Source organism: Burkholderia sp. BCC1644 (genome assembly GCF_902833225.1).
Lineage (GTDB): Bacteria > Pseudomonadota > Gammaproteobacteria > Burkholderiales > Burkholderiaceae > Burkholderia.
This window is the reverse complement of record NZ_CADFEI010000008.1, coordinates 209,194-221,918: the sequence shown is the minus strand read 5'-3', so window position 1 is coordinate 221,918 and position 12,725 is coordinate 209,194. Positions and strand designations below refer to the sequence as shown.

Here is a 12,725-nt window from a genome sequence, read left to right as displayed (position 1 = left end):
GGTCGTTTCGTGCCGTCACGGGGCTCGAACAGTAGACGACGGCCTGCCGATGCAGGCCCCGAGTCAGACGCTGTAGCCGATCCGCAGCACCCCCCATTGCCGTCCGCCGACGACGATGGGCGCGGAAACGTCCTTCATCAGCGCGAAGTTGCCGTTGCCCATGTCGCGCCGGTAGGTCTGCAGCAGGAACGGCTTGGTATGCGACACGGAAGTGCGCGCCGTGCGGTCGGTGTAGATCCGGCGATTCCGGCAGTTCGCGGCGTTCCACGCGGCGTCCGCGCGCTGGGGCAGCGAGAATTTCCGGTTGTGGGTCGGCAGGTAGCACTGCCTGTCGAAGCTCGCGCAATAGACGATGCGCGCGTCGATCCCGAGCACCGGCTCCTGGATGGCCGGCAGCATGCGGTCGGTGAAGTCGGTGAAGCGCGTCATGAACTGCTGCGGGTCGGTGCCGGGAATCGGCACGTAGTTCGCGTCGAAGAGCGCGTCGAGTGCGATATCGCCGCGCCCGACCGCTTCCTCGAAGCGCTTGCCGATCGCGGCGGCCGTATGCCGCGCGGTGTCGATCAGGCGCGTGTCGGGCGATTCGATGCCGGTCGCGGCCGTGAGTTCGATGAGCGTCTCGGAGACGGAGAGCAGGTTGCCGAGCCGGTCCTTGGCCTGCGAGAAGTTGTCGCTCGAATCCTCGACGCCCGATGCCATCTCGCCGACCTGTTCGTCGAGGCGGTGACATTGCGTCTCGATCTCGTCGGTCAGCGACGCGATCTGCTCGGCCTCGCCGGCGAGCTCGGTGATCGCATGCCCGGTCGCGTGCACGACCTCGCCGATCGTACGCGTGCCCTCGCGCACGCGATGCGCGCGCGCGGCGTTGTCGGTTCCTTCCGCGATCAGGTGTTCGGTCTGCTCGGCAAGGCGCGCGAGGGTCGTCTCGATCTGGGCCGTCGCCTGTCCGGTCTTGGCGGACAGGTTCTTGACCTCGGCTGCGACGACGGCGAAACTGCGGCCCGAATCGCCGGCACGGGCGGCCTCGATCGCGGCGTTCAGCGCGAGCAGGTGGGTCTGTCGCGCGATCACGGAGATCTCTTCGGACACGGCCCGTACGTGATCGAGCGCGTCGCGCAGCGCGCCCATCTGGTTGCCGATCGACGTGACGCCCTCGACGAGGCCGTGGATGTCGGCGAGCGACGCCTCGATCGTCTGTTGCGACTGGCGAACCGCGTTCGATGCATTCGCGCTCACGGCGCGCACCTGCTGCGCGGCCTCGGCGATCCGGTGGTTGCCGCGCAACGTGACGGCGGCCGATTCGCGCAGCGTGTGGCAGACCTCCGCCTGTCTGGCGACGCGGGCCGCGACTTCCTCGACGTGACCCGACACGTCGCAGATCTCGATGCCGAGCCTGCCGGCCTGCTCGGCGATGTCGCCGACGAGCGCGCGCGACGAACGATGGCCGCGGCCGATTCCGAAGAAGTTCACGTTGCTGGGTCTCCTGATGGATGCGCTTGGCCGGTATTTGACGAGCTTTGGGCGTGCGCTCCTGTCATGACGGCGGCGCGGCCGCCGACTTGAGGTCGGGTAAACGTCTAGACCGGCACCGCGCGTTGCCTGTTTTTGCGCGGCCCTCTTCGGACGGCCGGGGGCCGGACGAGCGCGCGCCGGTCATCCGGCCGGATGCGCGCGTCGGAACAGGTGATGGAGGCCGGCGCAGTGGCCGACCGTCGTGCCGGGCGCGACACGACGCGGCAGCGTCGCCGCGCCGCATCGCGCCGGGGTGTTACTTCGCGGAACTCGCGCTGACCTTCGCGAAGTCCAGGCTGCCGAAGCCCGTATCGTCGTCCCAGCCGGCCTTCGCGGTATAGCCGTGGCTGCTGTAACCGTTGTTGCCCGACGTCACGTCGTGGAGCAGCGCCGTATTGGTCGGGAGGTTCTGGTAGAACGCCGACGTCGGCAGGCCGAGGCTGTTGTTGTTCGCCGATTCGACCCGCGCCCAGCCGCCGACGAAGATCGGCGATGCGAGGCTCGTGCCGCCGACGAGCTGGTTGGTCTGCCCGTTGATGACGATGTATGCGCCGGTCGATTGCGCGGCGTCGAACGCCACGTCGGGCACCACGCGCTTCGTCACCGTGCTGCCGAGCGCGGCCGTCTGCCAGCTCGGCGCGGTTTCGAACGCGCTCACGCCGCCGCCCGTCGCCCAGATCCGCACCGCGTTGTCGACCGGGTTGCCGTTGCTGTCGAGATCCGCGTACGCGACGCCTTCGTTCCACACGGTTTCGCCGGCCCACGTCGTGGTGCCGGTGGTCGAGAGCGTCGTGCCGCCGACCGCGACGACATACGGCGAACTCGCGGGCGACGACACGCTGTACTTGGACAGGTTGATCGTCGTCCTGACCGACGTGCCGTTGTACGTGCCGATGTAGCCGGGCGCGCCTTGCGGCGACGTCGACCATTGATAGACGCCCGCGTCGCCGGCCGAGACCGAGAAGACCTGGCCCTGCGCGACGGCCTGCTTGAATACGGCGTCGTCGGCGGCGAGCGAGCCGTCGGAGTTCGCGGCGGTTTCGTCGAGGCCGAGCGACACGTTGATGACGGTCGCCTTGTTGTCGGTCACGGCCTTGTTGTACGCCGCGGTCAGCGTCGCGTCGGTGAGGCCGCTGTCGTTGCTGTCGCCGTTCACCGCCGAGTAGAAGATCAGCTGCTTGACGCCGCCGGACGTGCCGATGATGTCCTGGCTGTCGAGATCCCATTCGCCCGGATCGCCGTCGTCGGCCAGCGTGCCCGACCCGCCCGCGACCACCGCCGTGTTGACGGTCGCCAGGCCGGCGTTCTGCGTGAAGGTGTTCAGGTCGGCGATGGTCTGGGTCATGTCGCCCCAGGTGATGATGCCCACCGTGGTGTTGGTCGCGGCAGGCAGGCCGCTCGCGTCGTAGATCTTCGCGAAATCGGTCGGCTGGTGGCCGACCTGCTGCGACGCGGCGGCCGCGTTCTTCGCGATCCTGTTCGGTTCGATGACGGCGGCCGGCGCGAAGCGGTGGAGCAGGCGGTGCGGCACGGCGGCGTTCTGCAGGCCGAGCACCGCATCGACGACCGGGCCGAGCGACGCCGGGATCAGTGCGGCCGAATCGTTCGCGAAGACGGGCTTGCCGCGATAGTTGAAGCGCTTGATGCTCGCGTGGAAGCCGTTTTGCGCGTTGCTCGCGTTGCCGTCGGCGGAGACCAGCGTGTTGTTCTCCGACACCGTGACGTTGCTGAAGCCGTTCGCCTTCAGGTGGGCCACGACGGCCGCGACCTGGTCGTCGGTCGGCGCGAAGCGCGCCTTGAACTGGGCGGGCGTCAGGTATTTGCGGTAGTTCGCGCTGCCCGGCTGGTTGACGTCGCGCAGGAACGCGTCGAGCTGGTCGGTGTTGCGGTTCTTCAGCACCACGGTGACATGCAGCGGCTGGCTCAGTTCGAGCGGCGTCACGTGCGTGTCGGTGAGCGCCGGGGTGCCGACGCTGTTGAGCGAGTACGCAGGCTGGGCTTGCGATGCGGCCGACGCAGCCGCGGCGGGCGCATTCGACAGCAGGAAAGCGCTGGTGCGGGTCGCGACCCAGTTGGTGGCAGCCTGGGCGGGCAGCGGCGCCAGCGTGGCGGCTACCGCGAGCGGCAGTGCGGCGAGGGCAAAGCGTTGCGAGCGTGTGCGATTGACGTGCTGAGTTCTCTGCATTGTGAGCTCCGAGATTTCGACGAAGAACCGGTGCAGCGCGCGACCCGGATCGCGGGTAGCGGCAGGGCGGCGCATGCAACCTGACGCAAGACCGGACCGACCGGCGTGATTCAAGGCGACATAAGTTTTCCTCCCCCTCCCACCATCAAGATCGGAGGCCGGTCGGCGTATCGGATTCGCGCATCGCGAACGTCGATCCCGCTCCCGGCCCTCTATCGTGCCGGCCCGCATCGCCGCAATGGCGCGCGTGCCGACCCTCTCGTTCTCTGCAATCTGCTGCGAATGCGCTGCAATGCGTTATCACTTAATTAGGAATCCAATGCATGTAATCCGGATAAGCGGGCGATGCATTGTCGGTCGACGACGGGATACGCGTGTTTCGTGTGAGGTGCTGCGGGCGAGATCGAATGTCCCGGTCAGCCGGGTGAGATGTCGATATCGTCCTCGTCCGCCTTAAGCGGAGCGGGATGACCGGTGAAGCGGGAGCTTTGCGTCGCGAGCAGACGTCGCGACTTACGAATTGGCTACCGTCCTTGCAAGACGTAATAAAAACGGAAGTTAATTGTCGGGTCGTTGATTTCCCGATGTGAATTCGATATCGCGGCGATATTTCTTGCGGGGAAAGATAGCAAGAAAGAAAACGATGCGTCAAACTTTTTTTGATTAGGTTTAAAAAGTTTAGATAATCGCTTCAAGGCGTGTTTTTTATAAACGGGAAGCGATTATGTAAGTCATTCGTCATCCTTGACGAATGAGGCTTGACGCAGTGCGGACGAAGCCCGGGCGTTGCGAACAGGCGCTGCTGCCGTTGCAATTTTGCGGTGACGTTTGAAACCGATTCTCGAGGTTTGCTTGTATGCGTGAGCGGGGAAGCACGCGTCCGGCGCAACGCCCGACTCTCCTTGATTCAAACAGGCCATACGCCCGGATTTGCGTGGAACACGGAACACGCATCGTGTTGCGCGGCGTCTTCTTGTCCTTCTCGCCGGCTTTCGCGATTCCAGCAGCGGCGCGCCGGTCGCGCGCCATGTGCCATGCATCACTGGCCGGCGATCACCCGTCATCCGCCTTCGCCTGCAAATCCTTCAGCCCCTGAATCACGACCAGCAGCGCGCGCCCGTGCTCGTCCGACCCGTCCCACGCGTCGACGATCGCGTCGCGCAGGAGCTCGTTATAACGACGGCGCGACGGCTCCGTGTCGACTCCATAGAAATTGCATAGCTTGTTGAATGGCGCGCTGCGGCGCAGCCGCCGCCCGTTCGAGAGCCGCAGGCGTGATACGGTCGGCTGGCTGACCCCGGAAAGTCGCGCTATTTCGCTGGACGAGCGTGTATCTGCCATCAGGCGGCGCAACAGGTCTTGAACGGGAAAATCTTGGTCCGGGGCTTCCATGCGATGCATTATACCTATACAGTTACGGCTGTTGAATGGGCTTGCTGTCACCAGCGAGGCTGCATCCCGAGAAAGTTGATGACACTGAAACACCTCCCACCCACGTTCTGCTGGACCAAGATCGGTACCGAGTCCGGCGAGGAACTGCCGACCGTCGTGCTCCGCAAGGAATGGGAGCGCCGGCTCGGGGGCGGGCGTTTTCTGTGGGGCATCAACCAGCCGCTCGGCAGCAGCGCGCAAGTCGCCGCGCATCGCACGGGTTCGCTGCTCGCGCTGTTTTCGCCGGTCGCATCGCGCCCGCGCGCGGGCGAGCGCAAGGACGCGCTGCTGTGGAATGCCTGGGTCGACGCGAGCGGGCAAGTGCGGCCGTTGCCGCCGCATACGTTCATCGCCAGCCGCTCGACCTTGCCGTCGGGCCGGCGTCGCGAACAGCACTACGCACTCGTGTGTGCGTCATCCACGGCGCTGACGGTCGGCACGCAGTTGCGCGTGTTTCCCGATCATCTGCGCAGCGTGAGCACCGGCAAGCCGCTCGGTGCCGCACAGGGTGCGGCCGTGGTCGATTGTGTCGGGCGCGCGAAGGAGCAGACGGGCAAGAGTTATCCGCTCGCGCTGTCGGTCGAGCTCGAAGCACCGTATTTCGTGCGGCTCGCGCAGCCGTGCGTACTGAAGGCGCGCGATCTCGCGGAAGTGAACAAGGCCACGCGCGCAGGCGATTTCGATCGCTTCGTCGAACTCGTCGCGCGCCTGCGCGGCCGTTCGCCGACGGACGCCGTGCGCGGCGTCACGCGCGACCTGTTCGACGTGCCGCCGATCGAAACGGCGGCCGCGTATGTTGCACCCACGCATGGGGCGCGCTTGCGCAACCGGCCGGCGGCCGAGCATCCGCGCGATCTCACCGGCGACCTGTTCGACCTGTCGCCGGGAGAAGTGGCTGCGTTTGCAGGGCTTGCCCATCCGCGCATCGGGCGCGCGTGACGCACAGCGAGAAGCCGGTCGCGCAAGACTTTGTTGCAATCTCGCCGTAGCGGATCGGCGGGCGCAGAGGGACAATCGGCACGAAGCGCGCTGCGCGGCGGCCGATGCGTCGACGCGCGATGGGTCGCGGTTCACGCCGCCGACATGCGCACCACGCACACTGAGCGTCGGCGTGCTTCACACTGCAATCCTGAGGGAGGAGTGTCGATGTCGACCCACATCTGTTCGCGGGAAGCGCAGGCTGCGCAACGCTTCGTCGAAGCCACGCGCAACGTCGATCAGGCGTTTCGCGCGGTGCGTGGCGAAAGCGATGACGAAGCTTCGTCGGCCGAATACGCACGCGCGATGTCGCGCCTCGATCGCGCACTCGACGAGCTGGCGCGTGCACAGGAATTTTTCGATCGCATCGTTGGCGCGGACGCCGCGCACGGCAACTGACCGATTCGTCGCTCCGTTATCTTCGCGCGTCGGGCGACGCGCGAGCCACCTCATGCCGGGCGTGTTGCCCGGCATGTCAGTCCATCATCCAGTCCTGACTTCAGACCTTGCGGCCTTCGACCGGATAGCCGGGATCGGTGTAGCCGTGCGTCGATACGTGCCCGGGCGGCACGAGTGCATCGACGAACCGTTCGTCGTCGGGGCTGAGTTCGAGCGTCAGCGCATCGATGTAGCTGTCCCAGTGCGCTTCGGTGCGCGGCCCCGCGATCGTCGAGCTGACGATGCGGTTCTTCATGACCCACGCAAGCGCAAACGCGACCGACGTCGTGCCGCGCGCAGCCGCATGCGCGGCCACTTGCTGTGCGATATGCAACGATTCGGGCCGCCATTCCGTCTGCTGGATGCGCCGGTCGCCGCGCCCCGCGCGTGAATCGGCGGGCGGCTGCGCATCCACCGCGTACTTGCCGGTCAGCACGCCGCGCGCGAGCGGGCTGTAGGGCACGACGCCGATCCCGTAATGCGCGGCGGCCGGAAGCTGTTCGACCTCGGCCGAGCGATCGACGAGGTTGTACAGCGGTTCGCTCGCGACCGGACGATCGATGCCGAGCTGATCGGCGAGCCGTACGATCTCGGCGATGCGCCAGCCCTTGAAGTTCGACAGCCCGAAGTAGCGCACCTTGCCTTGCCGGATCAGGTCGGCGATCGCGCGCATGCTTTCGTCGAGCGGTGCGTCGGTCAGCGCGCGATGGAAATACAGGATGTCGATGTAATCGGTACCGAGCCGCTTCAGGCTCGCGTCGACCGATTCGACGATCCATTTGCGCGACTGGCCCTGCCGGTTCGGCCCGGCGTCCGGCCCGGCCGGATAGCCGAATTTCGTCGCGACGATCCAGCTGTCGCGACGCGGCGCGATCGCGCGGCCGACGACCTGTTCCGAGCGGCCGGCGTGATAGACGTCGGCCGTGTCGATGAAGTTGACGCCCTGGTCGAATGCCTTGTCGATGATGCGCGCCGATGTCGCTTCGTCGGTCTCGCCGCCGAACATCATTGCGCCGAGACACAGCGGCGACACCTTGAGCGCGCTGCGCCCGAGATAGCGGTAATCCATGTGAGGCTCCATGCAGGCATGCGCCTGCCGGTTGAATGAAGGGCCGCGCTTAAACGCCGGCTTCGTCGAACACGCGCTGCGCGATCGGCAGCGCCGAGCTTGCGGTCGGCCAGCCCGAATAGAACGCGAGGTGCGTGATCGCCTCGATCAGCTCGTCGCGCGTGAGGCCGTTGTCGAGCGCTTTCTTCAGGTGGAACGGCAGTTCGTTGACACGATACAGCGACACGAGGCTCGCGACCGTGACAAGGCTGCGATCGCGCGGCGACAGGCCGGCACGCTGCCAGACGTCGCCGAACAGCACGTTGTCGGTGTAATCGGCGAGGGCGGGCGCGATGGCGCCGAATGCCTTGTGCGCGGGGGAAGTCGGTTCGGACATCGAGGGCTCCGGGGAACGTGGGGAACACCGACGATGGTAGTCATCGGCACGCCTATCGATAATCCCCAATAATTCGCATGCACTTATCGACCGGATTCATGAATCGCGGCGGGCCGCCGCCGCCCGCGGCCCGGCTCATGCGCGATGGCGCAGCGCATCGACGATCACCGCGAGTGCGCGCGACGACTGCCGCCGGCTCGCGTAATACAGGTGATGGCCGGGGAACGTCGGGCACCAGTCGTCGAGCACGCTGTCGAGGCGGCCGGCGGCAACGTGCGGCGCCGCGAGTTCGGCGGGCACATAAGCGAGCCCGTAGCCGGCGAGCGCCGCGTCGAGCATTTCGTACGTGCCGTTGAACGTGACCTGCCCGTCGACGCGCACCTGCAGCGACTCGTCGCCACGCGCGAGTTCCCACGCGTACAGCGCGCCGTGCGTCGGCAGGCGCAGGTTGATGCCGTCGTGCGCGACGAGATCCTGCGGCGTTTCGGGCCGGGCGCGTTCCGCGAAATACGCGGGCGCGCCGACGATCGCCATCTTCAGGTCGGGCGAGATGCGCACGGCGATCATGTCCTTCGCGACCTGGTCGCCGAGCCGCACGCCGATGTCGAAGCGTTCGGCGACGATGTCGGACAGCCCGTAGTCGGTCACGAACTCGACCTTCAGCTCGTGATAGTCGCGCAGCATCGGCGCGAGCTTCGGCCACAGCAGCGTGCGGATCACATAGTCGGTCGCGTTGATGCGCACGGTGCCGGCCGGCTTGTCGCGCAGTTCCGCGAGCGCCGACAGCTCGGCCTCGATTTCGTCGAAGCGCGGCGCGAGGTTGCGCAGCAGGCGTTCGCCGGCTTCGGTCGGCGCGACGCTGCGCGTCGTGCGCGTGAGCAACCGTACGCCGAGGCGCGTTTCGAGTGAGCGGATCGTGTGACTGAGCGCCGATTGCGACACGCCGAGCTGGGCGGCCGCACGGGTGAAGCTGCGCTCGCGCGCGACGGCGATGAAGGCGAGGAGGTCCGCAAAGTTGTCGCGCGGCATGGAAGGCGTTGAATGGTCGATGCCAGCGCATCGTACCACCGCGTTCACCGGGCCGCGCGGCGGCGCGGCGTACGCTCAGCCCGCGCGTGTCATGCCCGGCGCGGCAGGTGCGGGACGGTATGCGTAGCCGCGATGCTGGAACGAGCTCGCGAAGAAGCGCATCTGGTAGCGGATCGCATTCGCCCAGTAATCCCACGTATGACCGCCGGGCCGCTCCGTGTAATCGTGCGGCACGCCGAGCGAGAGCAGTCGTTCGTGCAGCGTGCGGTTCGAGCCGACGAATGAATCGTCGCGGCCGCAATCGATCGTCAGGTCGAGATGGGCGCGCACGAACGCACGCGCGCTTTCGACGATCACGTTGCGATTCCAGAATGACGGATGGCGTTCGGGATCGCCGAACACGTGGTCGATGCCCGGTTCGTCCGCGCAGCAGCGCGGATCGACCGCGCCGCTGATGCTGCCGGCCGCGCCGAACGTGTCGGGCCGGTCGAGTGCGATGCGCAGTGCGCCGAAGCCGCCCATGCTGAGCCCGGTGATCGCGCGAGCATGCTGCGTCGCGATCGTGCGGAAATGCAGATCGACGTAGGACACGACTTCATCGCCGATGAAGGTTTCGTAGCGGCTGCCCGAATCGAACGGGCTGTCGATGTACCAGCTTTCGTGCCCGCCGTCGGGCATCACGAGGATCACGTGATAGCGGTCGGCGAGCGCGGCGATGTGCGTGTTCGACGTCCAGTCGGTATGGTCGCCGCCCGAGCCGTGCAGCAGATAGACGACCGGATAGCGTTCGCCGCCGCGGTTGCCGCGCGCGTAATCATCGGGCAGCACGACCGTCGCCTGCAGCGTCTCGCTCATCGCGGCGCTCGGGATCGCGACGACCCGCGCATGAAACGCGAAGGCAGGGCTCGTGACGGCGAGCAGCAGAAGCAGCCAGAAGGTACGCGCCAGGTTCATCGATCCTTGCATGTGTCGACCCAGTCCGGCGCCGGGCGCCGGGGAAACCCTGTTCCGGCGACTCTAGCAACCGCGCCTTTCAACCATATTTCGGCAAACCCTACGTCTTGTCAGGCGGGCGGCGCGCAGACGAAACCGTGCATGAATACGACGGGCGTGAGCTGGGTCATTCGGTGGATACGGCGGGAAGGGGTGGCAAGTCGAGTTCGGCGAGCAGTTCGTCGAGTTCGAGCACGTGCGTGCGGTCGTGGTCGAGCAGTTCGCGCACGAGTTCGTCGAGCGACATGCGGCGGATGCCGTCGCGCAGCCCGCAGCGTGCGAGCTGCGACGGTTCCAGCGCGGCGGCGGTGGCGCATAGCGTGGCGCGGTGCGTGCGAAATGCGGTGATGGCGGCGTCGAGCGGCTGCGCGAGATAGTCGCGTTGCGCGGCGAGCACGGTGCCGTCGACCGACGCGATCACCGGCAGCTCGGCCGTGCGCACGACGTCGATGCGTTCGGCAAACACGGTGTCGAGGTCGCGCAGGTGGCACGCATGCTCGACGAGCGAAAAGCCGGTGCCGGCCGGGCGGCGCGTGGCCAGGGCGACCGGCACATGCGCGGCATAGGCGGCGAGCCGGTCGGGCATGCGTGCCAGCGCGGCGACGACGTCGGCGAACGGCAGCCGGTGCGGAAATGCACTGAATACCGCGCCATAGCTGAACAGCGCGCCGCCGAGCCGCCCGCGCGCCTGCACGACCTCGTGGCTGTGACGGCGCATGACTTCCGCGACCATCGCGCCACAGAACTGGCGGGCCGTCGTGTCGGTTTCGATTTCGGGGAATTTGCCTGCGATCTCGTCCTGGATCGCGCCGATCGCGGCGACGCCCACACGCGACAGCGCCGCGAACTCGAGATAGCGCCCGGGCTGTTCGATCAGCGCTTCGAGCTGGGCGCCGAGCGCGGTGGTGCGGAAACGGTCGAAACGGGAATGCATGGCGAATGGGCTCCGCTTGGTAACGTATCAAAACGATACGTTACCAAGCGGGTGCTCGTCAACCGGTTCGTCCGGGCGCGCGCGAGGCTCGCGCACGCCTGCCGCTCAGGACTTCTGCCGCGCGTCGCGTTCCGCGCTCAGTCGCGCCTTCTGCGCCTGCAGTTCGGCCGTGAATGCCGGGCTGAAATCCTCGGCCTCGAGCAGCGGGCGGATCTCGATGTCGGAGTCGCCCGGCATCGGGTTCGGGCAGCGCTTTACCCATTCGACGGCTTCTTCCATCGATTTCACCTGCCACAGCCAGTAGCCGGCGATGAGTTCCTTCGTTTCGGCGAACGGGCCGTCGATGACGGAGCGGTCCTTGCCGGAAAAATGCACGCGCTTGCCGCGCATGCTCGCGTGCAAGCCGTCCGCGGCGAGCAGGATGCCGGCTTCCGCCAGCGCTTCATTGAAGCGGCCCATTTCGGCCATGCATTGGGTGTCGGGCATCCGGCCGGATTCGGAATCGGCGGTGGCTTTGACGATGACCATGACGCGCATTGTCTTATCTCCTGAATAATGAATCGGGGGAACCGCCGGCCGTATCGACGGCAAAACGATCGGTTACGACAACACGACGCGCGGGAATCACGCGGATCGACATCGCGCGCGAAGAATTTTCGACGGCGGGCGCACCGGCGGGCGCCGCCGCGGAGCGCGCCGCCAAAACTGGTATGCTGATCTTCACCACGTTGACGCGGAGGATGCCATGGCTGCTAAAGAAGTCTCGAAGAAGAAATACCTGAAGATCCTGAACAAACGCCTGCGTGCGGAACCGGCTGCGCCGGCCGGCGCGTCGTTTGTGTTTTTCCCGCTGGGCGCGAAGGCGAAGAACGCGACGGGTGTCGTGTCCGGCGACACGCGCAGCAAGCGCGAACTGGCCGTGATGGCCGCGGTCCAGCGCAAGGCGGCCGAAGAGTTCGTCGTCGCCGGCGCCTGACCGGCACCGGCTATACATACCAACGCTGGATTGCCGCCTCCGCGGCTTACGCGGCGGCGGCTTCGCAGTGCGCGATCGCACCGGCGAGCACGCGCGGGATGTCGTGCGTGATCGCCGGGCCGTGCATCGGCAGGATGATCTCGAGATCGAGCGCCTGGATGCGGCGCAGCGCGCTCGCCATGTGCGCGAGCGACGGCAGGTAGTCCGAGCGTCGGATCGATTCGAGGATGACCGGCAACGGGTCGTCCGTGTCCTCGTCGCCGAAGCGCATCAGGATGTCCGACGACAGCAGCGCCCTGTACGCCGGCAGGTACACGACCAGCGCATCCCATTGGTGCACATGCTTCGTAAAGACCGGCACGACGTCGACGCCTGAAATCGTCGTCGGTTCGCCGTCCTTCAGCGGCTTCGCGCGCACGCCGAAGATATCGGCCAGCCCGTGCGTGCACATCGGATGGCCGTACGCGACGAGCGCCGGATTGGCCGCGAGAAAGTCGGGCAGCGCGCCCATCTCGTCGACCTCGAAATGCGGAACGATCACGCTGCTCACCTTCGACGGCGTGATGCCGACGGTCGCGAGGCTCGCGCTCAGTTGCGGAAAATTGGCGCGCGTACCTGTTTCGATGCAGACGACGTCGCCGTCCGGCGCGCGGACGAAGAACTGGCTGAACCCGAGCTTCAGCTTGTCGATGTAGGTCGTCGCGCGAAACAGGCCGCTGCGGATTTCTTCGATACGGGCGTGGTCCATCGATGCAATCCTCGCGCGAGGAGTGGGCGGGACGGCACCGTCGCACGAGCGCCGCG

13 protein-coding genes are annotated in these 12,725 nt (G+C 66.6%); 3 read left to right on the top strand and 10 right to left on the bottom strand.

Annotated features, from left to right (window positions below):
• Positions 1-63: 63 nt before the first annotated feature.
• The 3 genes from HWX87_RS18230 to HWX87_RS18220 form a co-directional block, all read right to left on the bottom strand.
• Positions 64-1,470: a methyl-accepting chemotaxis protein gene (locus HWX87_RS18230; RefSeq protein ID WP_176048412.1), complete on the bottom strand. Its 1,407-nt coding sequence runs from the start codon at positions 1,468-1,470 to the stop codon at positions 64-66.
• Positions 1,471-1,768: 298 nt separating this feature from the next.
• On the bottom strand, positions 1,769-3,697 hold the full coding sequence (locus HWX87_RS18225) for a S53 family peptidase (protein WP_176048411.1): 1,929 nt from the start codon (positions 3,695-3,697) through the stop codon (positions 1,769-1,771).
• A 1,053-nt stretch (positions 3,698-4,750) separates the two neighbouring features.
• Positions 4,751-5,089 carry a helix-turn-helix transcriptional regulator gene (locus tag HWX87_RS18220; protein WP_176048410.1) on the bottom strand — a complete coding sequence of 113 codons (339 nt, stop codon included), beginning with the start codon at positions 5,087-5,089 and terminating at the stop codon, positions 4,751-4,753.
• A gap of 78 nt (positions 5,090-5,167) precedes the next feature.
• On the opposite strand from HWX87_RS18220, the gene HWX87_RS18215 reads away from it, so the two are divergent.
• Entirely contained in the window at positions 5,168-6,067 is a 900-nt protein-coding gene (locus tag HWX87_RS18215; protein ID WP_176048409.1) for a hypothetical protein, read from the top strand.
• A gap of 207 nt (positions 6,068-6,274) precedes the next feature.
• Positions 6,275-6,505, top strand: a complete 231-nt coding sequence (locus tag HWX87_RS18210; protein ID WP_176048408.1) for a hypothetical protein — start codon at positions 6,275-6,277, stop codon at positions 6,503-6,505.
• 100 nt (positions 6,506-6,605) lie between these two features.
• Here HWX87_RS18210 and HWX87_RS18205 read toward each other — a convergent pair whose 3' ends face one another.
• The 6 genes from HWX87_RS18205 to HWX87_RS18180 all read right to left on the bottom strand — a co-directional run bounded on the left by HWX87_RS18205 (position 6,606) and on the right by HWX87_RS18180 (position 11,482).
• Positions 6,606-7,613: an aldo/keto reductase gene (locus HWX87_RS18205; protein WP_176048407.1), complete on the bottom strand. Its 1,008-nt coding sequence runs from the start codon at positions 7,611-7,613 to the stop codon at positions 6,606-6,608.
• A gap of 49 nt (positions 7,614-7,662) precedes the next feature.
• The gene (locus tag HWX87_RS18200) at positions 7,663-7,989 is read right to left on the bottom strand and encodes a carboxymuconolactone decarboxylase family protein (protein ID WP_059239151.1); all 327 of its coding nucleotides are present in this window, start codon (positions 7,987-7,989) and stop codon (positions 7,663-7,665) included.
• Between the two features lie 135 nt (positions 7,990-8,124).
• Complete coding sequence (locus HWX87_RS18195; protein WP_176048406.1) at positions 8,125-9,018, bottom strand: LysR family transcriptional regulator; 894 nt, start codon at positions 9,016-9,018, stop codon at positions 8,125-8,127.
• 75 nt (positions 9,019-9,093) lie between these two features.
• On the bottom strand, positions 9,094-9,972 hold the full coding sequence (locus HWX87_RS18190) for an alpha/beta hydrolase family protein (protein ID WP_176048537.1): 879 nt from the start codon (positions 9,970-9,972) through the stop codon (positions 9,094-9,096).
• 166 nt (positions 9,973-10,138) lie between these two features.
• Positions 10,139-10,945, bottom strand: a complete 807-nt coding sequence (locus tag HWX87_RS18185) for a DinB family protein (RefSeq protein WP_176048405.1) — start codon at positions 10,943-10,945, stop codon at positions 10,139-10,141.
• A 105-nt stretch (positions 10,946-11,050) separates the two neighbouring features.
• Positions 11,051-11,482: a YciI family protein gene (locus HWX87_RS18180; RefSeq protein WP_176048404.1), complete on the bottom strand. Its 432-nt coding sequence runs from the start codon at positions 11,480-11,482 to the stop codon at positions 11,051-11,053.
• Between the two features lie 208 nt (positions 11,483-11,690).
• Between HWX87_RS18180 and HWX87_RS18175 the strand changes: the two genes are divergently transcribed.
• Entirely contained in the window at positions 11,691-11,921 is a 231-nt protein-coding gene (locus HWX87_RS18175; protein ID WP_046549636.1) for a hypothetical protein, read from the top strand.
• A 46-nt stretch (positions 11,922-11,967) separates the two neighbouring features.
• Here the strand turns inward: HWX87_RS18175 and HWX87_RS18170 are convergent, their stop codons facing one another.
• Positions 11,968-12,669: an MBL fold metallo-hydrolase gene (locus HWX87_RS18170; RefSeq protein WP_176048403.1), complete on the bottom strand. Its 702-nt coding sequence runs from the start codon at positions 12,667-12,669 to the stop codon at positions 11,968-11,970.
• Between the last annotated feature and the right edge of the window lie 56 nt (positions 12,670-12,725).

What these genes read in the sequence shown, in the direction of transcription:
- HWX87_RS18215 (WP_176048409.1), top strand. Translation starts at nt 5,168, where the DNA reads ATGACACTGAAACACCTCCCACCCACGTTCTGCTGGACCAAGATCGGT.
- HWX87_RS18170 (WP_176048403.1), bottom strand. Translation starts at nt 12,669, where the DNA reads ATGGACCACGCCCGTATCGAAGAAATCCGCAGCGGCCTGTTTCGCGCG.
- HWX87_RS18225 (WP_176048411.1), bottom strand. Translation starts at nt 3,697, where the DNA reads ATGCAGAGAACTCAGCACGTCAATCGCACACGCTCGCAACGCTTTGCC.
- HWX87_RS18220 (WP_176048410.1), bottom strand. Translation starts at nt 5,089, where the DNA reads ATGGAAGCCCCGGACCAAGATTTTCCCGTTCAAGACCTGTTGCGCCGC.
- HWX87_RS18175 (WP_046549636.1), top strand. Translation starts at nt 11,691, where the DNA reads ATGGCTGCTAAAGAAGTCTCGAAGAAGAAATACCTGAAGATCCTGAAC.
- HWX87_RS18195 (WP_176048406.1), bottom strand. Translation starts at nt 9,018, where the DNA reads ATGCCGCGCGACAACTTTGCGGACCTCCTCGCCTTCATCGCCGTCGCG.
- HWX87_RS18205 (WP_176048407.1), bottom strand. Translation starts at nt 7,613, where the DNA reads ATGGATTACCGCTATCTCGGGCGCAGCGCGCTCAAGGTGTCGCCGCTG.
- HWX87_RS18200 (WP_059239151.1), bottom strand. Translation starts at nt 7,989, where the DNA reads ATGTCCGAACCGACTTCCCCCGCGCACAAGGCATTCGGCGCCATCGCG.
- HWX87_RS18190 (WP_176048537.1), bottom strand. Translation starts at nt 9,972, where the DNA reads ATGAACCTGGCGCGTACCTTCTGGCTGCTTCTGCTGCTCGCCGTCACG.
- HWX87_RS18185 (WP_176048405.1), bottom strand. Translation starts at nt 10,945, where the DNA reads ATGCATTCCCGTTTCGACCGTTTCCGCACCACCGCGCTCGGCGCCCAG.
- HWX87_RS18210 (WP_176048408.1), top strand. Translation starts at nt 6,275, where the DNA reads ATGTCGACCCACATCTGTTCGCGGGAAGCGCAGGCTGCGCAACGCTTC.
- HWX87_RS18180 (WP_176048404.1), bottom strand. Translation starts at nt 11,482, where the DNA reads ATGCGCGTCATGGTCATCGTCAAAGCCACCGCCGATTCCGAATCCGGC.